The 24,202-nt window shown below is 59.0% G+C and carries 18 protein-coding genes, 1 tRNA gene and 2 pseudogenes; 7 read left to right on the top strand and 14 right to left on the bottom strand.

All coding sequences use genetic code 11. The features are described from left to right. Positions 1 to 228: 228 nt before the first annotated feature. The 5 genes and pseudogenes from LDO29_RS20770 to LDO29_RS20750 form a co-directional block, all read right to left on the bottom strand. A pseudogene (locus LDO29_RS20770) lies at positions 229 to 519 on the bottom strand (polyhydroxyalkanoate depolymerase); the annotation flags it as partial. Between the two features lie 113 nt (positions 520 to 632). Then, complete coding sequence (locus LDO29_RS20765; RefSeq protein ID WP_224081629.1) at positions 633 to 944, bottom strand: H-NS histone family protein; 312 nt, start codon at positions 942 to 944, stop codon at positions 633 to 635. A gap of 265 nt (positions 945 to 1,209) precedes the next feature. Continuing rightward, positions 1,210 to 1,821, bottom strand: a complete 612-nt coding sequence (locus LDO29_RS20760) for a 3'-5' exonuclease (RefSeq protein ID WP_224081628.1) — start codon at positions 1,819 to 1,821, stop codon at positions 1,210 to 1,212. Positions 1,822 to 1,838: 17 nt separating this feature from the next. After that, a tRNA-Leu gene (locus tag LDO29_RS20755) sits at positions 1,839 to 1,923 on the bottom strand. 670 nt (positions 1,924 to 2,593) lie between these two features. After that, on the bottom strand, positions 2,594 to 2,899 hold the full coding sequence (locus LDO29_RS20750; RefSeq protein WP_224081627.1) for an HNH endonuclease: 306 nt from the start codon (positions 2,897 to 2,899) through the stop codon (positions 2,594 to 2,596). Positions 2,900 to 3,462: 563 nt separating this feature from the next. Between LDO29_RS20750 and LDO29_RS20745 the strand changes: the two genes are divergently transcribed. From LDO29_RS20745 to LDO29_RS20725, 5 genes and pseudogenes are all read left to right on the top strand, one after another. Then, the gene (locus LDO29_RS20745; RefSeq protein ID WP_253074138.1) at positions 3,463 to 7,086 is read left to right on the top strand and encodes an ATP-binding protein; all 3,624 of its coding nucleotides are present in this window, start codon (positions 3,463 to 3,465) and stop codon (positions 7,084 to 7,086) included. Then, positions 7,083 to 7,730, top strand: a complete 648-nt coding sequence (locus LDO29_RS20740; protein ID WP_224081625.1) for a condensin complex protein MksE — start codon at positions 7,083 to 7,085, stop codon at positions 7,728 to 7,730. Before LDO29_RS20745 ends, LDO29_RS20740 begins: the two co-directional genes overlap by 4 nt. Continuing rightward, positions 7,723 to 8,943, top strand: a complete 1,221-nt coding sequence (locus LDO29_RS20735; RefSeq protein ID WP_224081624.1) for a hypothetical protein — start codon at positions 7,723 to 7,725, stop codon at positions 8,941 to 8,943. Before LDO29_RS20740 ends, LDO29_RS20735 begins: the two co-directional genes overlap by 8 nt. Then, positions 8,940 to 9,767: a DUF7281 domain-containing protein gene (locus LDO29_RS20730; protein ID WP_224081623.1), complete on the top strand. Its 828-nt coding sequence runs from the start codon at positions 8,940 to 8,942 to the stop codon at positions 9,765 to 9,767. Before LDO29_RS20735 ends, LDO29_RS20730 begins: the two co-directional genes overlap by 4 nt. Before the next feature lie 318 nt (positions 9,768 to 10,085). Then, a pseudogene (locus LDO29_RS20725) lies at positions 10,086 to 11,169 on the top strand (IS630 family transposase). A 193-nt stretch (positions 11,170 to 11,362) separates the two neighbouring features. Here the strand turns inward: LDO29_RS20725 and LDO29_RS20720 are convergent. The 3 genes from LDO29_RS20720 to LDO29_RS20710 form a co-directional block, all read right to left on the bottom strand. Continuing rightward, positions 11,363 to 12,174 (bottom strand): IS5 family transposase gene (locus LDO29_RS20720; RefSeq protein WP_224081622.1). Its coding sequence is split into 2 segments (ribosomal slippage): positions 11,363 to 11,835 and positions 11,835 to 12,174, totalling 813 coding nucleotides; the frame shifts between segments, so codons are not numbered across the junction. Continuing rightward, a complete protein-coding gene (locus tag LDO29_RS20715) occupies positions 12,159 to 14,222 on the bottom strand; it encodes a UvrD-helicase domain-containing protein (RefSeq protein WP_224081621.1) in 2,064 nt (687 codons plus the stop codon). Before LDO29_RS20715 ends, LDO29_RS20720 begins: the two co-directional genes overlap by 16 nt. Then, positions 14,215 to 16,185, bottom strand: a complete 1,971-nt coding sequence (locus LDO29_RS20710) for an ATP-dependent nuclease (RefSeq protein ID WP_224081620.1) — start codon at positions 16,183 to 16,185, stop codon at positions 14,215 to 14,217. Before LDO29_RS20710 ends, LDO29_RS20715 begins: the two co-directional genes overlap by 8 nt. A gap of 107 nt (positions 16,186 to 16,292) precedes the next feature. On the opposite strand from LDO29_RS20710, the gene LDO29_RS20705 reads away from it, so the two are divergent. Then, on the top strand, positions 16,293 to 16,460 hold the full coding sequence (locus LDO29_RS20705; RefSeq protein WP_224081619.1) for a hypothetical protein: 168 nt from the start codon (positions 16,293 to 16,295) through the stop codon (positions 16,458 to 16,460). A 102-nt stretch (positions 16,461 to 16,562) separates the two neighbouring features. Here LDO29_RS20705 and LDO29_RS20700 read toward each other — a convergent pair whose 3' ends face one another. The 6 genes from LDO29_RS20700 to LDO29_RS20675 all read right to left on the bottom strand — a co-directional run bounded on the left by LDO29_RS20700 (position 16,563) and on the right by LDO29_RS20675 (position 22,548). After that, complete coding sequence (locus LDO29_RS20700) at positions 16,563 to 17,117, bottom strand: AAA family ATPase (RefSeq protein ID WP_224081618.1); 555 nt, start codon at positions 17,115 to 17,117, stop codon at positions 16,563 to 16,565. Positions 17,118 to 17,307: 190 nt separating this feature from the next. Then, complete coding sequence (locus tag LDO29_RS20695) at positions 17,308 to 17,961, bottom strand: DUF7002 family protein (RefSeq protein WP_224081617.1); 654 nt, start codon at positions 17,959 to 17,961, stop codon at positions 17,308 to 17,310. Positions 17,962 to 17,985: 24 nt separating this feature from the next. After that, the gene (locus LDO29_RS20690; RefSeq protein ID WP_224081616.1) at positions 17,986 to 19,599 is read right to left on the bottom strand and encodes an adenylosuccinate synthetase; all 1,614 of its coding nucleotides are present in this window, start codon (positions 19,597 to 19,599) and stop codon (positions 17,986 to 17,988) included. A 26-nt stretch (positions 19,600 to 19,625) separates the two neighbouring features. Further along, positions 19,626 to 20,942, bottom strand: coding sequence for an ImmA/IrrE family metallo-endopeptidase (locus tag LDO29_RS20685; protein ID WP_224081615.1), 1,317 nt, complete (start codon positions 20,940 to 20,942; stop codon positions 19,626 to 19,628). 416 nt (positions 20,943 to 21,358) lie between these two features. After that, on the bottom strand, positions 21,359 to 22,225 hold the full coding sequence (locus LDO29_RS20680) for an ImmA/IrrE family metallo-endopeptidase (protein WP_224081614.1): 867 nt from the start codon (positions 22,223 to 22,225) through the stop codon (positions 21,359 to 21,361). Next, positions 22,222 to 22,548: a helix-turn-helix domain-containing protein gene (locus LDO29_RS20675; protein WP_224081613.1), complete on the bottom strand. Its 327-nt coding sequence runs from the start codon at positions 22,546 to 22,548 to the stop codon at positions 22,222 to 22,224. The genes LDO29_RS20680 and LDO29_RS20675 overlap by 4 nt, the downstream gene beginning before the upstream one ends. A gap of 397 nt (positions 22,549 to 22,945) precedes the next feature. On the opposite strand from LDO29_RS20675, the gene LDO29_RS20670 reads away from it, so the two are divergent. After that, positions 22,946 to 24,202: a nucleotidyltransferase domain-containing protein gene (locus LDO29_RS20670; protein ID WP_224081612.1), complete on the top strand. Its 1,257-nt coding sequence runs from the start codon at positions 22,946 to 22,948 to the stop codon at positions 24,200 to 24,202.

Here is a 24,202-nt window from a genome sequence, read left to right as displayed (position 1 = left end):
CGTGACTCGAAAAGAGTTGTAATCGAGAGGCCCCTATCACGTTGTGTCGCGAAGGATAGCTAACGCCGAATGCCGCGGGTCACCATTGCCTCGTTGGAGAAGCGGTATTGCTAGGCCCAGTGGTGAGCAACGTCATCGTGGAAGGCCGACATCGAATACTTACGACTGCCGCTTGGCAGGTAATGCCAACTGTGGTGTTTGAATGATGGGCGCGTGCACCGCGGCTAGTTAGGTATCTTGCACAGTTAGGGCGCGGATGCCAGGGTATATCTGGGAGCGCCACCGGGGGCCAGCGAAAAGATCGTAGTGTCCGCATCGGCGCCCTGTCACGTGCTGCTTGTCGCGTGCCGCAATGCCTTGGCACAGATCGTGCGCTGCCTTGGTCTGCCCGTCGCCGGAAATGGCGTCGTGGTTGCCTTCTATGGTCGGTAGCGTAGTAGCGCGGATGTCTTGCGGACGCACGGGCTGCCCTTTCACGAACCAATCGCCGCGTGCCCGACGGAATTCCTGGAACACGAGGCAGGCATGATCTCGGCGTGAATCTCTTCAAAGGACATGCGCTGCGCTCAAAAAAAAGAAACCCCTGCATTGCGGGCAGGGGTGACTTCTATTCTGGGTGCAGAAGCCGACGTTTAGGCTTCTTCTGCAATCAGGAATCTCTTTGGGTTCTTGCCGAGCCAGGCCGGTTGGCGACCACGGCCGGACCATGTCTTCCCAGTCTTGGGGTCGCGGTACTTAGGGGGCAGCTCCGACTTTGGCTTGCTTGCAGCGCTCCCCGCTGGACGGCCGCGACGGCGCTTGGAAATGTCTTCGACCGTCAAGCCATACTCCGCCATTAGGGTCTGAATCTTCTCGATGACGCCCGCTACTTCATTAGCGCGTACCTCTTCCAGTTGGGCTTCGAGGGCCTGCTTCTGGGACATGAGTTCCTTATAGGATGCCATGCGAGTTTCCTTTCTAGTCGAGGGATGAGAGAAGATAGTCTAAAGCTACTTGAGCTTACACGCAAAATTGTTTTCACCATATCAGCATAGGCCACAATACAATGGAAAAACATCGATGTAATGCCAGCTGAATTCAATGAAAATGGGCCGGGAGTCAATGTTGGACAACGACCGATAGAACAGAAGCCAGGACTGCCTCAGGCTTTTGCCATAGTGGATCTTCTGTATGGAGGCCGCTTGGTAACCGGTGGATGATGATTGGCGTCTAGGCCTCACCTAGCGAGCGCAGGAGCGTCGGGACCTTGGCGCTGCTCGTGGCCTGTACACGGGCGATGAGGGCGTAGTCGACCTGCCTCACTCCGTACGTCCGAGCGATATCGTGTTGCAGGCGATGCCACAGATGAGCGGTCATCTCAGCGTCGGCCATCGCTCGGTGCGCACGCCCGGTCACAGGCAATTGCAGCATATTGACGAGTGTCGATAACCTGTGATTTTGAGCGTGAGGGTAGATACGCCTGGAAGTGAGCATCGTACACGCGAAGTGCTGATTGGCTTCGATGTCCAGTAGCCCAAGCTCGGCTTGCCAAAACCTTCGATCAAAACCAGCATTGTGGGCTACCACTGGATATCTGCCGACAAACCGGGCCGCTTCACTCATGACCTTCGACGCAGCAGGTGCATCTGCGACCATGTCATTGGTGATCCCGGTCAGGCTTACAACCTGCGAGGGGATACGCCTTCCCGCGTTCATCAAGCTTTGATAACGGTCGACGATCTCACCGTCACGCAGCAAGATGACAGCAATTTCCGTTGCTCGGTCACCGCGACTTGGCGACAATCCCGTCGTTTCAAAATCCAGAACCGCAACCGTCTGCATCCTGCTTCTAAGTTTTTTGGTGCCGACGGCGAGACTCGAACTCGCACAGCTTTCGCCACTACCCCCTCAAGATAGCGTGTCTACCAATTTCACCACGTCGGCTGGGGAGAAACGATATTGCCTGACGTCGGGCTTTTAGGCCTTTCAACAACACGGGCGTTTGGCGTTTGCCTTCGCTTAGGTCCATTGCTCGGACATCGTTCCAAGCCTCGCATTCTAACCGAAAATTTTGGGGTTCTGGCGAGGACCGCGCTGCCGGCGCCATGCCGGATGAAATGGCTCGCGATCGTGATGCTCGATCCCGAGCACGATGGATTCCCGGCGAGCAACTGCCCTATCTTGATCGTGCTTGGGGTCCAGTGTCGAGCCGCTCACCTGGCCGGACTCCATGGTGATTGGGGGCAGGGTAGGCACGGCGATGAATGCGACGGATCGAAGAAGCCCGTTTCGACATTGTTCCCGTTGCTGCCCCTATGCCCCCTATGCCGACGGCCGACTGAGATGCTGAGGAAGACGGCAGCACTGCCGTCCTGTAAGGCAACGTTATCGTACCTTATCTCCGGGTCCCGGCAACGCCAGCGTTACACCACCGCCGGGGCACTTACAGCTGCTTGCGAGTTTGGAGAAGCGCAATGGCAGTAGCCGGCACCAAGTTCCTGTCGTTCGGAGAGCGGTGGACGACCGCGACGGTTCGACAATCGAAGTCCGGACCCGCGCGTCTGCGCTGCACCTTACATTGCCCTGTGTAATTGCATTTGCTGATTGATGGCCCTCAATGTCTGATACGGGGGCCGGTGGCGGCGGGCACCGGTCCGCCCGAACGCAACAGTTTTTCAAACACCCAGGCGGCGTGCCAACGCCTCCGACTCATGAGTCGCTCAATATGCTGCTTGTGATGGACTGCGTCCCGCGCGGCCTTGCGCTGGTGTCGCTTGGTGTTGCAGTACCGACAGGCGGCTACGATTTTGCTTTGGGAGTCGCCGCCGCCCTCAACCCGGGCCTGCAGATGTTCGGCAGTGCATTGAAGGTGTCGAGCCTGGCGACTGGAGAGATCGAAGGTCGCAGCGAACGCCTCCATGGATCGCTGCCACATTGGACAGTGGCAATAGAAGCAAAGACCGGATTGGCGACGGAAGGCGTGAGCGCGCAGACGCGCGAGAGTCAAGGGCATGAGCGGTCCTGTTCAGGAAGATTTCGGAAACATCGAAACCCGCTCGCCCTTAGGGGGCATATACGGGGACCAGCCAAGTAGCTCGTGCTGGCACCACATCAGCTCCCATAAGGAGACTGACGGGATAGAGTTTAGTCGCAAATTTTCCCAAGACACAAGGGGAAGACGCGCCCGTCTTGCAAGATTGCAACACAGATCCTCAGCTGACAGCTCAGGTCTGCGCACTACGCCTTGGGATCTCGCTTGCAGTCGCGGCTCTGGCACACTAAACGTTCGCGCATGCCAGGGTTGTTTAGCCCTGAGAATGTTAGTAGCGATAAGGGCTAAAGCTAGCCGTGTTGGGTGGCCGGCTAGCTAAATCGCGCGCGCACCGCGCTAACTAGAACAAGGACGATCCTCTCGTGTATCGCGTCAGACGGATGTACCTGGTGAATGCCGGGACCAACAAGAATAAGCCCTCGCGTCGAATCGTGGACGTCGATCCCCGGGATGGCGCTGCTGTTGTCGGGCCGAACGGCGTAGGCAAGACCACGACGCTGCGTCTGAACCCGTTGTTTTACGGCCACCTTCCCAGTCAGATCATTCAAGCCGGCCATGGTCAGAAGTCCATGCCGCGCTTCGTCTTCCCGACTCCTGAAAGCGCGGTCGTCTTCGAGTATCAGCGCGGTCCGTCGGAGTCCATCGACCTGCGTCTGGCTGTACTTCGTGCCAGGCGGGACAACCCGGATGCACTCGAATACCGCCTATATGAAAGCGCGTTTAACCGTGATCTCTTTGTGGATGGCGCTGGCAACTTCATGGACGACGCCGGCTCCATCGCCGCGGCCGCAAACCTCGGTGTCAATTTCACGCCGAAGCTGACGACCTCCGAGTACCGGTCGATAATCCTGAATCTGCGTGGCAATACCAAGGATTCTCAAAAGCTCCGCCTGCTCGCTCGCGAATATTCCTTCACTCCAAAAGCGATGCCGAACCTTGATCGGCTCGTGGCCGCCGTGGTGAAGGAACATGTCAGCTTCAGTGATCTGATTCAGGTAGCGGTGGGCATGGTGAACGAAGAGATCGGTAGCGCCAGCGCGACAGATCGCAACAAACTGCTGCTGAAACAGACGAAGTCTGACATCACTGATTGGATCAAAAACCGCCGGGCTTGCGAGGAATCGCACAAGCTCACGCCGTCTGTCGAGGAACTCGAGCGTTGCATCGATCGGTACTACGGCGAAGAGAACGACATCCGCCTGCTCTCCTGTGAAGTGAGCGCCTTACACAATCACAAGTCCGACATGCTGCGAGACGCGACAGCCCGCCGGGACGAGGCGGACGAGCAGCGTCGACGGACAGAGGCAGAAAAGCAGTTAGCGCACGAACGCCTTTCCTCGTCCCTCGAAACGACCCAGACCAATCGCCGCAAAGCAGAGCAGGAGTTCCGCGATCAGGAGTCCATGAAGAAGCGTTTCGATGACGGCAAGGTCGAGCATTGGTTCCAACAGCAGGAGAATGCCCCACTGCTGAAAGCAGAGCGCGCCAACATCATGCACCAGCGGAACATCTATGCCGCTGAGACTGCCTCGATCGACGCCGAGATCAATGCGGCCAAGGAACAAGTGACGATCGCGCGCGACTCATCCCTTGAGGCCATCGACACCGAGTGGAAGCAAGCGGTCGAGCGTCGCAACATCCAGATTGACAGCCTGAACACGCAAATGAAGGCGGCGATTGGGTCGGCGCGCGGGCGCCATACGGAACAAGCGTCTAAGGCTGAGGCGGCCATCCGGGCCAGCGAGGTCGCTTTGACACGCGCTCGGACCCTTTCGGAACGCATAGAAGGGCCGGTCGATCTGTGTGGGGTCGTTTCTACCCTGCGGGACGAAGTTGACGCCCTAAATGACGAAGTCAGCCAGGCGCGCAGGACCGAGGTCGAGCGCAGCCGCGAACACACAGCCGCTTGCCGCGCCTTCGACGATATCGATCGTGAGGTTGATGCCGCCCAGGGCCAAGTCGCCGGCATCAAGGATCAGATCGCAAGCCTTGCGGGAAGCCTGGAACCCGAGGACGGCACTGTCCACGCGGCATTCCGCCAGCATCCCCGTGAGGATTGGGAAAACCTCGCCAAGCTCATCTCGCCCACACATCTGACGCGGACAGACCTCAGTCCGAACTTCGACGGCACCAAAGACGCCCTCACTGCGTTTGGTTGGTCTGTCGACCTCGACAAGATCGCCGTCCCCTCGTGGGCAAATGAGGAGGACACCCGTGCCGAGCTCCTGGCTACCCAACAGCGGCTGGACGCCACCCAACGACACTTCGACGAACTGAAAGGCAAGCGCGATACCACCTCCGCCCAGGTAACGAGTGCACACAACCAACTCCTTCTCGCCCAAAGTCAGGTTTCCCTCGTTGAAAAAAACCGGACCACGAAGTCGCAGAGCCTTGACCGCGCAAAGCTTGCGCTGGAAGAGGCAAAGAAGGAGGAGCGCGAACGCTTCACCGCAGACGTCAAGCGGCTTTCCAAGGAACTCTCGGACTTGGAAGCGGGTCGCGCCGCTCAGTCCAAGGCTGCCAAGGAAGAACTGAGCAAAATTGAGACGCGCTTCGGCAAGCAGCTTTGGGATGCCGATATCGCCGCCAAGAAAGAAGCCACTGAATTCGAGGACAAGCGACTTGCCATCAAGGAACAAGCTCAGGTCCATCTGCGCGACCTCGACGCCCAACGCAGGCAACGCCTGCGCGAAAAAGATCTCGATCCCGCAAAGATCGATGCGTGGGACACCCGTCGACGGAAAATTGACAGCGAACTTCGACAAATCGAGGACAACGCCACGCTCGTCGATCAATGGCGCGACTGGCTCAAAGCGAACGGCCCCGCCGAGCTCATCAGGCTTGAAGGCGAGTTGCAAGCCGCCGAGTCTGCACTTTCAGCGGCCTCCGGCGCTCTCAAGGAGCATGAAGCCCAGGCCATGCGTGCGGCAGAAATCCACCGGGTCCAGCAAGCAACCCTTGAGAAGCAGATTACCGACCTCGCCGAGCAATGCCGCAAGCTTCAGGCGCTTGCCGATGAGTTGCCTGCGCCGATGCGCATGGACGTTTCGTTCGACGCGAACATGCCTTCGTCGCAGTTGATCAACAATGTCGACAGCGCACGCAGCAAACTCGCCGCCACCAACCGTCGAATTGGTGAGCTGCATCAAACGGTCTACAACCGCCTGACCGCTGGCGAGAATAACGTGAAGGAATTCGTCGAAAAGTCGGTTTCGGAAGCGACTGAACGCATTGACAAGGCGCATGCGCTTGTGAAGTGTCACAGGAACATCCCTGGCGAGATCGTTAGCAATCTGAACAACACCCTGCGGGTCATTCTAGACACGATCGAACGCTTCCACGGGGCAATCCAAAGCTTCGAGACTGAGATCAAGCGGTTTAACCGCGAACTCGGCAAGGGCCTGCGGTCGGTACAGCCCTTTGAGCGCATCAAGGACCTCGAAATTGAGATGGTCACTGACTTCAGCGATCTGGGCTTCATGGAACGGCTCAAGAAGGTCAGCCAGTTCGCCAAGGAGACGCACTTCACGCTCGGCCGCGCAGGGCAGCGCCGCGAGGTCCCTGATGTCGGGGCGGAAATCGTGCTGCAAGAGTTTGCCAACACGATCGCCACTGGTGGCCGCCTTGAGGTCGATCTTGCCTCCCACATCCGCATCCGCGGAAAGGTCATGGAGAACGGCGTGGAAAAGTCGTTCCAACGTGAATCGGAGCTCCAAAATGTATCGTCGAACGGCCTCACGTCGATCATCCTTATTACCCTGCTGATTGGCATGCTCAACATGATTCGCGGCAGTGACCAGGTCTACGTCACCTGGGTGACCGATGAGGTGGGCAAATTCGACGGCCCGAACTTCATTGCACTGATGGACATGCTGCGCGACAACCGCATTGACGTCATCACCGCCTCCCCTGACCTGAACCCACGGCACTACCGCAAGTTCGCCCAGCGGTACCGCCTCGAGGACATGGGGGTCATCCGTATGTTCGCTCCGCCCAAGCTACCGGCGGCCATTGAAGAAGATGTCCTCGCCAACGTGTCTGGAGAGGTGCTGTGATCGAAGTCGTCCTGAAGACCATTCTCGCGGGCGAGTTCGTCTGCTCCGTCGCGCACGAGTCCGAGTACAACTATCTCTCTGATCCCGACATCCGAGCACGCGTTGAGGCAAACCTCAACGATCTGGGGTGCCGCCTGGCGCGCACCAACCCTGACGATGGTGCCTACTACATGGCTCCGCGCGACGTCACCACGCTCGCCGTCACCAAGATCAAGGAGGAGCTGCGGCGCTTCCGGGATGTCTATGGCCCGGCGGTGCTGTTGCTGGATCTCATCCGTCATACCAACTCTACAGAGATCGCCCTGAGCCCGGGCGATGTGATTCGCCTCGCCACGATGGAGGAATTGATTATCGAGAGCGCGTCGCTCGAGAATCAACTTAACAATCTCAGCGGCGTCATCAAGGGCTTCAACCCCCGCCAATCCATCCGTGAGAACTTCCGGCGCGTTCTCGAGCAACTGCGCGAGGACGGCTATGTGACGCTCTTCAATCCCCAGGCGGACATCTACAAGATCACGGGGAAGATCGAGTACCTCTACCAAATCATCGAATTCATCTCGGAGAACGAGGCGATTCAGGCCGAACGTATCGATGACGAGATCGGCGACGAGCAGCAGACCATCGATGGGGTCAGCAATGCGTGAGTCCAACGACCAGATCGCCAAGCTGCTCCGGGCGCTCCACCAGAACGATGACCTAGTGGCTGAGGCGTTTGAGGCCGCTGTCGAGCTCGGCGATCGTCAGCGCAACAATCGGATCGACAACCTGGCCAACCTGAAGGCACTGAAGCCTCAGGAAGAAGGCGTCTACCGATTGAATCCGCGTCTGCGGGAATTCATCGCTGACTATCTCGTCAGTTACCGGGCCTATCAGACGCTTACGCGACTTTCCGGCAGCATCCATCAAGCGCGGACGATCTGGCGCGAAATGCGTATGCGGGAGGATGGTGGTGACGCCGACGACCGGAACTCCCTGTTGGAACAGTTCATCGACACGGTCATCGACATTTCCTACTCGATCGAGCGCAACCTGTCGCTGCTCCACGCGCTCGTTTCGACGCAGTATGGCGATGTCACCAGCTTCCAAGCGAAGCTGCGCCAGAACAAGTATTACATCAACGAAATCAGTGAGTCGTTGAATGAGATGGCGCAGGTGAGCAATCTGTTCACCGAGATCGAAACCGAAGCTCTCAACGCAGGCATGATGGAAGTCAGAAGCGTCGTTCGTAAGCGCCTGACAAGCCGTCTCCTGATGTGGACTTCCCAGATCAAGGACGTTCAGGCCACCATCAATCGTTCGCTGTTCCGAGCCAGGGTTCTGGAGCAACGTGTCCGTAAGCTCAGCCGCGTATCGCATTGGCTTCGCCAGAACAAAAACTCGTCTGGCTTTGAGATATCGCTCGACGGCGCGCCACCCGAGCTGTTCCGGTCTGAGCCCATTGCCGTGAAGGCGCACATTGACGTTCGCGACACAAGCGAAGCCGGACGTGCCGCCCTGCTGCACGCTCTGCGCCGGCTGCCACCGCGTCCAGTTCCACTTCCGGTCGAAGAGCGCCCCGCCCCGCTTGCCATCATCGAAGAAGATGTCACTCCAGAGCCTCCTTCGCTTGAACCGCATGACGTCATGCTGGAAGCGCTGGTTGGCGAACTCCGAAGCACGTCGGGAGCGATCTCGTTGCGCCGCTGGACGGAGCAACAGCTTGAGGCCGTCGGCCTTCCCGTTGAGGACTGGCTGTTGTACGCGTCCATTCAATTGGAGGAGGAAGGCGTTCCACTTACCTTCGTCTCAGACGCGGGCGGCACTGACCGATTTGCAAACGAGATCTCCAACGATGTCATCGCCCAAGGTGTCGCATGATTTTTGATGCCATGCAGGTCACCTTTCTCCAGCGCCTCGTCGCCGATCGCCCCGCCTCCCGTCGCTCCGAGATGGCCGCCTACTTTGCCAGAGAATACAGCGTTGGGCGCCTCGCCGGTCGTTCCATTGCCTATGGCGAGAATGATTGGTTGTTAGCTGCGAAGCTATTGGAGAACCGCGGTCTTCCCATCGAACGCGGGGACGGCGAACTGCGGCGCGCAGACACTGCACAATACGTCGGCCTGTCCGAGAAGTCGTTTGGAGCAAGGCCGCATGCGGCGTCTGTCGCGGTGCGAACGGCTTTCGGAAGATGTCCACTCGATGGTATCCCAACCGAGGTGCCCGATGGCGCTTACCTGGTCCTGCGTCCCGAGGACGCTTTACGGGTGGAATGCGAACAGATCCTCGTGGTGGAAAACCTCGAGACTTTCCGATACCTCAGTCGGTACCGGTGGATTGATTACCGGTGGAAAGCCACTCTGGCGATCTACCGGGGCGACACGACATTCAATTCGGCGGATGCTGCCCAAATCATCGCAAAGCGGAAGGAGCCCGTGATGGCATTCACGGATTTCGATCCCGCGGGACTGGCCATCGCTGACCGTCTGCCCCGCCTTTCGCGCCTGGTTTTGCCCACCGAGAACTGGTTGCGGGATGAGACGATCAAGGCGAAGCGGGGCGACCTCTTCCTGAACCAGATCGATCAGTATGCCGGCAGGCTTTCCGCTTCCTCCCACCCCGATTTACAGCGGGCGTACCGGTTGCTTGTCGAGCTAAAAAGAGGCTTCAACCAAGAGTGGATGGAAGCGGCGCCTTCGATGTAGCCGACCAATCTTCCGCGAGCGCACGGCAGGCGCTGACTTACTGGGTCCTCGGCAAGAGACGACCGTTGAATGTCCGCGGGATCCATCGTCACAACCCAATATTTTCACCATCGTGAAAGTATTGATTGGGAATCCGGGACTGAGGGCCAGCGCGCCGACGGCCGACTTGAGCTGGTAGCGGTGCGGACAGACATCCGCCCTTGCCCCAATAACGTAGCCCCCATAATCCGGACAGAGAAGAGAGCTAGTGTTCTGTCCCACAAGAAACTTTATTAAAAATAAGGGGTCCGATGGTCACTGCCTTTGAGAGGAGTGACCATGGGACGACCGGGAATCAAGGTGGAAGTGTCAGCCGGTGAACGAGAGCAACTCGCCTCAATGAGCCGTTCACGATCGCTGCCTCACTCGCTCGTGCGCCGAGCGAAGATCATATTGATGGCGGCTGACGGTCATCCCAATTTAGAGATTGCAGCGCAGTGTCGGGTGACACCACCTGCGGTGACTTTCTGGAAGAAGCGATTTGTGGCACATGGACTGGCCGGCTTGCACGATCAGGCCAAGTCGGGGCGACCCCGTACCCATGACGATGAAGCGGTGGCCGAGTTGCTGAGCAAGGTCCTACATGAGAAGCCGCGTGGTTCTACACATTGGAGCGTGCGCACCGCGGCCGAGGATACGGGCATCTCCAAGAGCTCTGTAGCGAGATACTTCTCTTCTGTTTGGTGTGCAGCCGCATCGGGCCAAGAGCTTCAAGCTGTCGAGCGATCCATACTTCATTGAGAAAATACGCGACATAGTCGGTCTGTATCTCAGCCCCCCTACGAACGCATTGGTCTTGTGCGTGGACGAGAAGAGCCAGTGCCAGGCGCTCGAGCGCACACAGCCCGTACTACCCATGGGCTTGGGATACGTAGAGGGCGTCACGCATGATTACATTCGTCACGGCACTACAACGCTGTTCGCTGCGTTGAACGCCGCCACTGGCGAAATCATTGCGCAGTGCAAGCCGCGACACCGGCACCAGGAGTTCATCTCGTTTCTCAACCACATCGATAAGGCCGTTCCGGCAGCACTGGATGTGCACCTGATCGTGGACAACTACGCGACTCACAAGCATCCCAAGGTCAAGGCATGGCTGGCGAAACGCCCGCGCTATCACATGCACTTCACGCCGACATATTCGAGCTGGCTCAATCAGGTCGAGCGCTGGTTCGGGTTAATCACGCAGCAGGCTATCCGCCGTGGATCGTTTGACAGCGTGCGCCAATTGGTCCTGCAAATACAGCGCTACGTCGAGCACTACAACGTACACAAGCGCCCCTTCGTCTGGACCGCCACTGCCGATTCAATCCTCGCCAAAGTCGAGCGCCTATGTAAAGTTATTTCTGGGACGCAACACTAGATCGGGCGTCATGTCCATTGCGCCTAATTTGCGCGGAGGATATGGAGTCCTATCATTAATGGGCGCTACGGCATTGTTTGAGCGTTTCAGGCCACGAGGCTTTTACGGACCCTCCCTGAACTGGCTACAAACGCGCCCATGCCGTGCGACTGAGCAATTACTCGACTCCAGCGACTAAGAAGCTGTTGCGAAATTAGTTCATGCAGGGCTTTAGCCTGCTCCAGCAAATCAATGAACAGGCAAGTGACAGGAAGGCTTCGTGGACATGGGCATATCGTTCGTATCGAATTTTCAAGCGCCTGAAGGAGTGGAGCCAAGCAATCGAGCGCTCCACGACCCAGCGCGTTTTGCCGAGTCCACTGCCGTGAGGCGAGCCGATCTTGGCAAGCACGGGCGTGATGCCGCGCTTGCGCAAGCGCTGTCGGTGTGGCTCGGAACTGTAGCCCCGGTCGCCTTGGACAATCTTCGGCTTGCGCAGAGGGCGGCCGTGCTTTCCGCGAATGGGAGGAATCGCCTCGACCAGCGCATCGAGTTGCGTGATGTCGTTGCAGTTCGCGCCGCTCAGGATGACCGCGAGCGGGATGCCTTGGGCGTCGACGATGAGGTGATGCTTGCTGCCGAGCTTGCGCCGGTCCGTTGGGTTCGGGCCAGTTTTTTTCCCGCCAGCATGGCGCGAACCGAGGAACTGTCGACAATGGCGCGCGCCATGTCGAGTTGGCCGCGACGGCGCAGTTCGGCCAATAGTGTCTCGTGGATGCGTTGCCAGACACCAGCCTCCTGCCATGCAACCAGCCGCCGCCAGCAGGCGGTGCCCGAGCCACAGCCCATCTCTTGCGGCAGTAGGTTCCAGGCGATGCCAGAGCGCAGAACGAACACGATGCCAGTTAGCACCGCTCGGTCCGGCGTCGGCTTGCGCCCTGCATATCGGCGGTTGCGTGGCGCTCGCGCCGGCAGCAACGGTTCGATGAGTGACCACAGTTCGTCGTCTATCAGTTCACTGGGCATCGCTTCCTGTCAGGCAAAACAAGACAGGAAGTTAACACCGGCTCGAAAAAGTTAACAGACCCTATGGGTAATTTCGCAACAGCTTCTAAGTCAACGAGCTTCCACCCCTGGTCTCTAGCGGACTCAATGAGCTTCGCTGCTTCAGATTTACGCAGCGCCAGTCCAAGCAACTCACGAGGTCTAGTCACGCCCACAAAGACATTTGTAGCGGCGGTGAGCTCAACTCCCGTAAACGGCTCGTCGGAAACACCGAATGCGCGTGGAAGAACCGTGCTCAAGTCGATGCACTGTTCGTCTGCCCGACTTCCTTTCCATACCTCACTCTCAACGACGAGAATTCCGTCTACGCTCTTGCCCTTGACCGAGTGAATCGACCCTAACCGCAATGTAAGATCGTCGAACTGCACCTCTTTCGTGGAGCGGCGCTCGGGGTCAGCAAGATTGACCTTTTGTTCAGCGACGAAACCGCAAAAATCCGAGATCTCACCCTTAGCGTCCTGAGGATGCGGACTGAAGAGCAGCAGCAACTCCTTCACGAACGTCTGCCATGCTACCTCATTCCAGACCGCATCGCCGGAAAGCACGCTGTCCCGCAGCAGCCGACGTACGGCGCGAGGCAATGCAAGGTCGCGATGCGCTAGAGCAGTCCAGACATTATGTGCAGTAATCGGACGATCATTGGCTGCTTTCCAACCATGTACGCGCGCCAACCCAGAAATCCCGACGGCGAGCAGCTCGCTGACCTCTGAGGGCGGTCGGGCAGCGGCGTGGTGCACTGCAGCCTTCCGCAGTTGCCGGCACAGGAGATGGGCTTTCGCGCGAGCCCCACTCTCGCTGCGATATGCGGGATGGTAATCGACAAGGCTCTTCGGCTGCCACGCGCCCTTTTTGCCGGGAAAATTGTGACGCGAGGCTACCGCCCAGACATCTCGTGCACTACTACTGTCACCCCAGAGTTCGCGCGCTTCTTTGGCAAAGGCTCCAAGCACGCTCCCGATCGTGGCTTCGTCGAACAGAAACATCACCCGCGATGCAGGTCTCGCGCCCAGACCCACAATGGTCTGCGCCTGACGTGCGGTCAGCCGGCTTGCGAACGCCGCGATCTCCCCGCCGAATCGGCGGCTGGCATCGAGTGGGATGCAATCTGGGTCTGGTGCCCAATAAGCGGGCTCTGCTCCATTATCCTCGTAGAGTGTTTGGTTGCGATCCCCAAGACGTTGAAACGCTGCGCCATCCTGCTTGAACACATGCTCCAGCAATCGGAGCTGGTCCCCATGCGTGTCCTGCGCCTCATCAAGAATGACGAGGGGAAAGCGGTCGCGAAGTCGCTCGGCAAGACTCGGGTTTTCCCGAAGCGCGCGCCACGCGAGCGCAGTCATGTCGGCGTAGCGATAGAGACCGCTCTTGACCATCGAGGCCTTGAGGGCTTCGAGCGCCTTTCCACAATCGGTGTGGGCGCCCCATTGCCCTTTACGGCAGCGCACAGTCAACGCCTCGGGCTCCGCGTCAGTGTCCGTGAAGGCTGTGTCTAGATCGAGAAGCGCAATCCACTCCTCGAGTCTGCGTTTCAGTTTGAGCTTCTGGTTCTTAGCGAGGTTGTCGAGGACACCCCAACCCGGATAACGCCGCAACGCCTCAGCCGCGAAGGCATCGTCGTCGATCTGGCGCATACTCCAGCCCAAACCTCGAAGATACGGAAAGGCGAGGTACTGGTTGATGAACGCTGTAACCGTGCCGGTGAAATGAGGATAGGCCATGAGTCGCGCAGCGGTCGGGTGACGGGCGATCAAATCCTCTACCTCCGTCCGTGCCGCATTGGTATGCGAGATAACGCATACACCCCGCCTGCGAGTCGACCAGCTACGCGAGAGCAGCGCAAGCTTTGCCGCCAGCAGCGTCGTCTTGCCGTTGCCGGGAGCTGCCTGGACGTCGCATGGGGTGACCTTCGCCAGGAAGTCCGCCTGGTTCGGATCCGTGAAATCGCAGCCACCCAGCTCGTCGCCAAGCTCGGCAAGCAGTTCGGGCGTGAGCGGCAGAATCTCAAACATGGCGCTCCGCCTCCCCCGCCGCCGCGCCTTCCATCGCGGCGTCCCCGATCTCCTGTTCTTCCGTGTCCGGCTCAGGTGCGATCTCCGGCGCCCCGGGGATGTAGCCGCCCGTCACGTAGTCGATCGCGCGCACCAGATAGGGCGGGAGCCGATCCCGCATCTCCTCCGGCGTATCGGTGCGTTTTCGCAGTATTGCGGCAAGTTGCTCTGCGACCTCTGCTTTGGAAGCCTCCTTGTCATGGACTGGCTGGTAAATCTTGACGGCGATCTCGGTCGCAGAGAGCCCAGCCTCTGTCCAGCCCGCATAGGTTTCGCTGGCCGTCTTCACAATCTTTGCTAGCCATTCAGGCCTGCGACTGCTGGTCTTGGCGAGTTGGACCGCCTGGTGAACGCTCTCTGCGAGCTCGGGCTGGAGCGCGAGATCGAACTCGAGCGTCCAGCTGTCGGCAATAAACGCGTCGACGGGATCCCCAACATCACGCCGCAGCGTCTTCAGCCGCGAGGCGACCTCGTCCTGCGTCAGCTCATTCTCAGTCTTGCGGTCGCCGACAAGGCCCTTCGCCTCAAGGGGCGGGATGTCCCTGTCGGGGATCAGCGCCACGGGCACCGCGACCGCGCTCCCGGTCTTACGTTGCAGGATCCGGCTGTACCGGAACAGACCGCGGTGGCCGACATTGACGATCGATACACCATGGCGACTGAGCGGACGGCCAAGCTTCTCGGCGATCGCGGGCAACAACAGGTGCTCGCCATCGCCCTCGACAACAATCAGCGCGCGGGCGAAGAACAGGTTGGCTTTTGTAGCGTCGAGAAACCGACGAAGGAACTCATAGTCGTCGGGTTCGAGCCGGGTATGGGCCATACCCAGCGGAAAGGCACGGTGACCGACAATCATTGTCATGGTCTCAAGCTCGGCACCGGCCGCAAGCTGCGAGCTATGGGTGGTGAGCAGAACCTGGACCTGCTGATGGGTCTCGCCTTTCTCCGGGTCCGGCTTAGCGGCGCGGGCCGCAAGCACCTCCATGAAGAGCGTCTGGTGCTGGGGATGCAGGTGCGCTTCTGGCTCCTCGATCAGCAGAAAGGGCACCTGATCGGGATGCGACTGGAGCAGTAACAGCTCGGCCGCCATGAACAGCAGGTTGTTGTAGCCCAGCCCGCGCTGGACTCGTTCAATGCCCACCTTGGCATTCAGATAGAGTTCGAACCGCTCGAGAATCTGATCAAACGACCCACCTGCGCCGAGGTCCAGCGTCGCGACGAGACGATCATCCACGAACGACAGTTTGTCGAGAAAATCCGTGTTGACGCTATTGGCGACACCGCCGACTGCAACGTTGTTTCGCACGGCCTCATCAGCCGCCATTAGCGTGTCGTGGAGCGTGGCATTATCTCCTAATGCTGCTGGCTTACCCTGAGGCCCCATCGTCGGCATCGCGCCAAGGATGCGCGACAGGCGCGAACGTCGACCCGCGCGCATCTCCCGCTCGGCATCACGCAAAGGTTTGAGATAGGTCGCCTTGAGATACTCTCGCAGCTCGCCATCAAGTGGCAGGCCTTCGCCCTCAGCGCCGGCACGGTGTTGACTAGCGACGATGGTACCGCCGCCCGGCGAAATCCGCCGAGTACCACGCATGCATACATGTAGCCGCAACTTACCCTTTTCGTTAGTGCACCATTCTAGAAACCGAGCCTCTTCGTCAGCACTAAGATCGTCGAAAGTGCATCGAACAATGAAGTCGCATCCGCGCGTGCCGTCCGCGCCGACATGAAAGTCGTGTTCGTCCGGGCGGATGTAGTCGTCGCCGCGCGTCCAGAGAACATAGCGGGCGGCGTCTATAATCGCGCTCTTACCTGCGTCGTTCGGTCCAACGAGAATATTCAGGCCGGGCGAGAGCCTCAACTGTAATGGGGAGGTCCGGTCGAAGCACCGGTAGCCGCTCGCGTAGATTTCAGAAATATACATTGTCGCCTCTTGTCTAAATTTGCACTTCGCCGTTGTCGAGGAGGTCTTGGAGGAAATCCTCACGGGACGAAATCGAGCCACTCTGGGTAGCGAGGATTAGCGCTTCCATGGACGCCGCCGGTTTTGTCCTGATCGACCGCCATCAGCTTGCCGTGGCGCGCGACACGAATCAGCGCGCGGCCGCTTCCCAACTGTTGCCGTTGAAAGGTGCAGTCGTTGGCTGCAACACGGCGGCGACGCTTGAGCCGGTGCCTAGACGTTACGGGACAGCCTGACCCTGCAACCCGGGATAGAGTTTGGCAACCCTAGAATGCGCCGGCTGGCCGTTTCCGCTGGGTTTCAGCAGCCCACGCCCACTTTGCCGGGCAGGATGCTGATCAAGCACGAGCCAGTGCGGTGAAGATGCGTTCTACATAGCTATCCGTGTCCGCTTGGGAAGTGTCGAGCACCAGGTCGGCAATGGAGATTAGCGATCGTGACTCAATCTCGTTGGGATGATTAATCAGCGCAGCGTACTCGGCTAACGCGTGCCCGCCCACCGCCGCCCGACGCCTGTATCGCTCCCGAATCACACTTTCCGGCGCGGTGAGATGGACGTGAAGAATTTTGGCCTGCCGCAGACTGCGGAAATGCTCAACCTGCCTTTCTTTTCGTACGGCGTCGACCAGCCAGAACATTGCCTCGCTCGACGCCATCACAGGCAATGCCACCTCATCGACGATCCACCGATAGTCGGTCGCCTCATCCAGACTGTCGCCCAAGTCCTGCAAACCCCGACGATCGGTCGGCCGGTTCTCTGCCTGGGCCCGCTTCAAGAGGTAGGCGCCACTGCGCAGGTAGTCAAACCCTACGTCACAGCTAGATACGAGGGCGTCTTTCAGGGTTGTCTTCCCCACTGCGACAGGCCCACTTAACAAAATGAGGTTTTTCATTCTGGCGCACCGTGACGATTAAGGTACAAACGCTATATTGCGGAAAAGGGCTTGGTGCACTTACGAGGATTCCTTGAGGTCTCTTACGGCGCCTATCGCTCTGGGGCCTTCTACAGACTGTGCGGAAGGCCTAGCTGAGACTCGCGCCGCCACGCTCCAAGGCAGCGCCGTTTCTCCGCACCTTGTGCCCTCACAGCGCGATATCGTGCAGCACCTGGTCCCCTTGCATGCGGCGTACCTCTACCACAAAGTCTGCAATGTCGGGAATACTGTAGTCGACCACGACTTCCACAACTTCCTTTTGCGGGCGTCCACTCGTGGCGCGGGTTGGATACTTGTCGATGCGCTGAAAAATATCTCGCCCCCTACGATGGGGAACCGGAAACGTGTTACCGGAATTCATCGGACAGAGCCAGACGCGCTCAGCATGGACCTTCATGAGCTTCGCCGCGTCGATCGTCAGCACGTCATGTTCGAGGTGGCGATAGTATCTGGCCTTGAGCAGGCGATGCAGGCGAGCTTCTTCTGCCCACATGAACACCTTGCCGTTGAGAAGTTCGTACCATTCGCCAGGGGTCGTCCCGTCGATCAAGGCCACTTCCAACCTGTCCGGCGCCATTGGTATCTGATCGCGCAGTACAATGGCGTCGCCCGCGGGTCCCACTGTCACCTTCTGTGGCCGGTGTCCGCGCTCCAGCGTCTGCCGCGCGCCGCCATTCACCTGATATAGATCGAGCGCGGCTGTCGTGCTGAGCAGCCCCTTCGCTTTGATGCTTGACCAAGTGTCCCTCTCCGCCATATGGAAGAGGTACGGGTACCGCGCCACTAGGTCCGACACGTTCATTGTTTGTATTCTCCGTCGGCAGACTTACCACATCCGCCTGTCGATAATATTGCGGTCATTGAAGGCAGTAGAAATCATCGATACGGGCACGCCACCCACTTTTTCCGCTTCTTCGATGAAGCGCAGCGTATCGGTGGTCAGTTGTTCGTATCGATACGCCTTGCGATTATCGACACCAAAGTAGTCGGCGAAGGTCAGCGCGATGTCGGTGGGGGCGTTCAGAATCAGCGAACGGCGAAACTGCGCCCAGTCGAACTCGGCAATCCGACGCGGCCGATGCGTTGTCGAGGTGGTTTCGGTTATCTTCAGTTCTTCAAGCGGGATACCGGATCGCTCCGAAATCTGCTCAATCGTGATTTGCTGGCTCATCGGGCCCGACGTGTTTCCAGTGTCGGTGTCACCCACACGGATGGGATACGTCCGGCACACCATGATCACGCGCCGAACGTGGCGAGCTGAGAGTCCCGCCTCAGCGAGACTGCCTGCGGCGGTGGTCACACGCGAGGTAACGTGCGGGTAGGAGCCGTGGTGCAGGCTGAGGGACGTCCCCTGTGTCCCTTCGAGCATGATGCGCCGGCCCACCGACAGGCATTCTGCGAAATACTCGACCGAATCTCGAATGTAGTGTTTGAGCGCCGGCACATCCTTTGCCAACACCACGTTAGAGTCCGACCGTCGATAGAGGATCTTCCGCGCAGTGGCAGAGCCGACACCTTGCGCCGTCGAGCCGATCGCATTCTTCAGGTGGGCCACTTCCCACGCGATGTCGACTTCGTTGTTAATGATCATCGCTTGCGGGTCAATGATCAATTTGTCGTGGTTGATGGAAAGCTCGGCAATTTCCTTGAGCAGCCGCTCGAGGCTGATCACGGCACCCGCGCCGATAACCAGGGTTGCATCACGATTGGCCAATGCGCCAGAGGGAAGCTGATGAAACGTATAGGGATGTTCACCCGATCGGAACACTTTGTGTCCGGCATTAGGACCACCGACCCGAACCAGTACGTCGTACTCCGGCGCTAGATAGTGTGCGATGTTGCCCTTGCCTTCGCTCCCATACTGCCCGCCAATCATCACGTCGACGAGCGGCACGGCCGTAACCGGGCGAACTTCCATGCGTGCAATGACTCTCGCAAATACGTCATCCGCGCTACAGCGATCCGTATCCACCACGACGTCGGCAATGTCCGCAAGGGCATCAATCGCTTTAGGCCGCGTCACGGCTTTTGAGGTTTGGAGCCTTCCTCGGCCGGCCTGATTCTTCAGGCTTCGCTTTTCCAGCTCTGATTCGCTTGCCTGCAGGTGGACATGCGTCACGCTCCAGCCGCTTCTGCGCAGATACAAGACCTGTTCGGCACTCTCGACGGCGTCAATGACGACGAGGCCCAGGTCGCCCGCCGAACTGAGCAGTTTCTCGTTCAGCGACGTCGTGAGCCACCCCCCTTTTGTGTCCGCTTCGAGCCGGCGAGCTGCCTTGGCGAGCCCAGCTGCATCCCGGGGCACTGACGACAGGCTTACCTCGATGACGGCCTTCGACCTGACCAGAAGACAGTCCCGCCGCCGTTCGGCAAGCAGTTTGGCTAACGTTGATTTTCCTGAATAAGCCCGACCCGAGAGAACAATTGCCTTTGCCTTCATGAGGCCTCTTCTGAGTTTTTATAAAATCAGCCTGCACGCGGCAGCGAATAGACTGTCACTGCCACCCCTTCCTCTACGAGCTGTTCGGTGACGAGCTCTTTTACGAGCGGCCAGCTCGCGCCACCATGTCCGGTCCCTATCCGAGGCATGTGAACGGAGGCGCCGAGATCCTTAGCCAGACCGCCAACGGTTCCCAAGCATTTGGCGAGTGCTGCATAACGAAGTCTTTGCTGCACGGAGGGTCCAATCCCCTTCTGGGCAACCATATGGACGATCGTCACGTCGTCCCCGAGGTCCGCGACAAATGTTTCGCCCAACTTGGGCGGCCGCCCCTTGACGGTCAACTCTGCTTTGTACTGTTGCCAGACCGCTGGAAAGCGACGGCGAACCTGTGCAGCAAAGCCCTTACCACCCCAAGGCGCGCCAACGTCTGGAACGATATGCGCGACTATCTTTGGCCCCTTTCCCCGCGGCGACAGCGCGTCGCCAGTCAGATCCGTGATCTCAGGAGCGTGGTAGTCCTCGGCGGTCTCGGAAATAAGCAGCCCTACCACGCGCGGAACGACCGCTCCGGGATAGGGGGCCAAGCCGATGCACTCGACTCTCATGGGGTGCTTTCCGCCCCAAAGTTCCCGTCCGATCGCGGTGTACCCGATAGCGTTTGCCTCCAGGATGACGCTGTCCGGCGAGACCGCTTGTCCCGGGAATGCCGGACTCGCCCAGCCAGGTGCGGGTATCACGTAGTCCAGACGATATTGTCCATCCTCATGCAACGACGCACAGAATGCGGCGCAAGGCTGCCGCGCCAGCTTTGTCAGGCGGATTAGGCAGGCTTCGACTGACACATCGAACCTGCGTCGTAGCTCCGCTACCGATTGGATGGAAAGCTCTTCGCCAGCGAGTTCGGAGAAACTACCGAGCGGCATGAGCAGTTCAGCCGCGCCGATATTGCACAGCACCTCGAGTTGCCAGTTGTCCGCTGCGGTAGCTGACACCCCATCCCGATGCCGAATTTCATCGGCGCAGTCTGCGAAGAGCGAATGGGCTATCTCATGGGCGATAGAAAATCGCAGGCGGCCGCGCGGACGCATGGGGTTGTACTCAAGTCGGAGCAATCCCTCGCCGTGGGGAACCGTTCGCGCGTCGGGAATGTCTCCGCGCGCCTCAGTGGGAATGTCCAACCAACGGGCAAGCTCCAGTGGGTCAAACGGTGGCCCGCTCCAGCCTTCGTCGATGGCGCCCAGGACAAGTTCTCGGGCGCGAGATTCCATGACGGCAACAGGATCGGCGCCTTCCGCAAAGTTAAGCACCGACGCGTTTGTCCACTTGAATTTCTTCTTCATTTCTTTTGGGCTTATGGAAACGGTAATTCCAATCGGACAGCGGAATTGTACCTCTGGACTGCACGGCCAATCCCCAGCCGAGACATGCCAGCCGCCCACCGAAAAGTAGGGTTCCCCCGAGCCACGTTGCCCGGTAGCGCGGCCTTCGCAACGTTCAAGGGCATGCACGCCGATTCACTGGCGCCAGCGCGCCCCATGCGCTCCAGCAGCGTGCGTGCTTTCCTGCCAGCGCGTCGTACGCCACCGCGGCATCGCGCCATCTGTCCGTCGGGATGGATGCGGCTGAGAGCAGTGTTGAAATTTTCGCATTCAAGCGACCCCCTCCGTCCCTCCCATTCGCAAATGCGACGACAATCAACCGGACATCAGCCAGCGCCGCCAGGAGCGGCATTCTCCTTCTTACCACACGCTGCGATTCAGAACGTCGGAGGCGTCGTAACCATGTCGTCATCTGGCGCATCACCATGCTCGATACCCGCATCATCCAAGATCAGAAGAGAGATGGACATGTCGTACCGGTCCGAGATCACCGCCATTTCTCGCACGGGCATAGGGAACGGCCAAACTCCAGTGCCATGCTCGACACCATCGCGGAAGTTGGATGCAGACAGGACGAGGTCAGAACGGACGGCCAAGCTATCTACAGGAAGCTCCATGCCTTCATGCAGATTTGCGAAAGCGTACTTCTTCGCGCTGTCGCTCGCCCGCCACCAATGAAGCATGCCTTCACGTCCCATGATGGCGATGGCACTTTGGTCAGAGAATTCCAGCCATTTGAGCGTCGCAGCGGTAAGTGACACGCCGTATCGCGCAGCGCACTCCCCCAAGACATCCAACGTCATGCGACGCCCTGCCACCTGCGCACTGAAATCGTCGATGGGCATCAGCAGATAAGAAGCAAACTGATCGGCTTCGCGCTCAATTTTGGCCCCGGATATCCCGAGCGTGGCGCTCTGTGAGCACTGAAAGGCCTCCTGGACCTTGCGGTGCAGGACGTAATGTCCAAATTCGTGCGCGATGGTGAAATTGGAACGGCCCGGCGTTCCAGGATTCGGGTGGTACAAGAGCGCCCAGATCTTCCGCTGCTTCAGCCAGAAAAGACCGCCCTCAAAGCCGTCGAGCTCTTTCGCCTGCAACTCTCCGATTGGCGCATCTGGAACGACATTCTGGGACCATTCCATCGCCAATGAACCAGCATCTATCGGAAACGTCGGCCCATGTGCCAGACGCCAGAGTTGCGAGAGTTTGATTGCCTCGCGCTTCGGTGATAGGAGCTCCGTCAATTGCCGTCCTTTCGGTCAAGCACGTCCAGTATGTCTTGCAACTGTTGCTTCGTAGTAGACGGAAGTGACTGATACTTCCTAAAAAAAGCTTCATCCGCTACCGAAACTGAAGGCTCCGCGACGTCGTCATTCATCAGAAATTCGGGTGTGACGCCCAGCACGCGCGCCACCTCGTTGATTCTGTCGGCGGACGGTCGCGCCTTTTCCTTGTTCTCTAGCTCCCAGACTGAGGACTTTGAAGCACCTATTTGGTCGGCAAACTGTTCCAGTGTCAAGCCGGCCTTCTTGCGCAGCGTCCGGACCTTTTCACCTAGTGTTGGCATGTTCGTTCGGAAAATCGATAAAAAAAGTCATTGACTTCAGAAGTTCGGAAGTTCACACTTTTTATTGTGGCTGCTCCGAACTTCTGGCGCAACCTCGTTTTGAACGGACAGGGCCCGACGTTGCTGTCAAGCGAACTGGGGCATTCCCTTAACAAGATGTAGTTTCGATAGAGGAAACCTATGAGCAAGATGCTAAAGCCTGGTACTCCGGCCCCCAAGTCAGGCCAATACAAGAACTCGGGGACAGGCAACGAAGTGACCGGTGTCAAGGGCAAGCCCCTGCCGCCGACCCCGCGGCCTGGCCAAGGCTATAAGCTCGTCGACCCTACCAAGCATAAGCGGTAAGACCAACAGGCGAACAGGTGAATTTGAAACGTTGACTTCTTGAGGAGCTCCAGTGATCCGCGAACCTGTAACGTTCCGCCCGCAGCGTCGGGCCTCCACACGATCGTCGGCGCGCTTCTTTCACCTGGTCGATGCGATTGCGCAGGCGCACGAGCCCACTCCAACTCAGTTGGCGGCGCTTGAGCGTTCCTATAACAGCACGGGAGACTTCCTTTCGGAATGTCCTGAGTTCCGCGGGCTGCTGGTCCAGATCCACTCGCATGGCTCACGCCGTCTCGGCACGATCGTGCGCCCACGGGACGGCTCCCGCGAAGGCTTCGATATCGATCTGATCGCACGCCTTGCGCCGAGCGCTCGTCACAAGTACCAAGGTGATCGCGGACCAGCGCTTCTGCTCGATCACCTGCACAGCGCCCTCTCGCGGTATGCAGATGCGCACGGATTGAAATTGCGTCGCTGGGAACGCTGCGCCACCCTCGAATACGCAGAAGGGATGTGCGCTGACATTGCTCCTGTCATCGACGCCCCGCTGCTGTCGGGTCTGTTCGGAGAGACGCACGGGCTGATTCCCGACCGGGAACTGCGCCTCTTCAACTCGACGAATCCGCGCGGATACGCAAAGCACTTTGACCTTGCAGCGGCAATTTCTCCGAACTTTCCGGCTGCAGAGATCGTCGCGAAGGCCATGGACTCGGCAAGGCGCGCCGACGTCGCGCCCCTGCCCGATGCACAGGAAATTTTCGACAGACTGTTGTGCCGGCTGGTCCAGCTTCTGAAGCTTCACCGCAATGTCGCCTTTGGGAGCGTGCAGGACCAGGACCTGGCACCGACATCGGTCTTTCTGACGACTCTGGCGGCCATGGCCTACGCCATCGAGGCTCCCCAACCGCACGTCAGCCCGCTGGAACTGCTTCTCGACATCGTTGAGCGCATGCCGTCGCACTTCGATCGCATCAGACTGCCAGATGGGTCCGAGGAGTGGCGCTTGCCCAACCCCTCGGCGCCGGCCGACAACCTCGCGGCAAGCATGAACCATCCCCCGCGGCAAGCTGCATTCGTCGCCTGGCACCACCGCTTGTTGGAGGATCTCACGCGCATCCTTGACGCGATTGAAAACCATCAAGGAATGGACGTGCTGCTCAAGGCCGTTCAGATCGCTTTCGGATCCCGCGGCTTCAACGCTGTCCAGCGAATGGAGATGGGGCGCCAGGAGCGTAGCCGTCAGGTCGGCCGAACGATCTTGCTCGCGTCGCCAGCAGCCATGCCCGTCAGCGTTGCAGCCCGCCCGCACACGTTCTTCGGGGGCTAG

Origin of the sequence: Cupriavidus laharis (assembly GCF_914271435.1) — a bacterium.
In the GTDB taxonomy this organism is placed as follows: Bacteria; Pseudomonadota; Gammaproteobacteria; order Burkholderiales; family Burkholderiaceae; genus Cupriavidus; species Cupriavidus laharis.
Note: the sequence above shows the minus strand (reverse complement) of the source record. Positions and strands in the feature narration are given on the sequence as shown.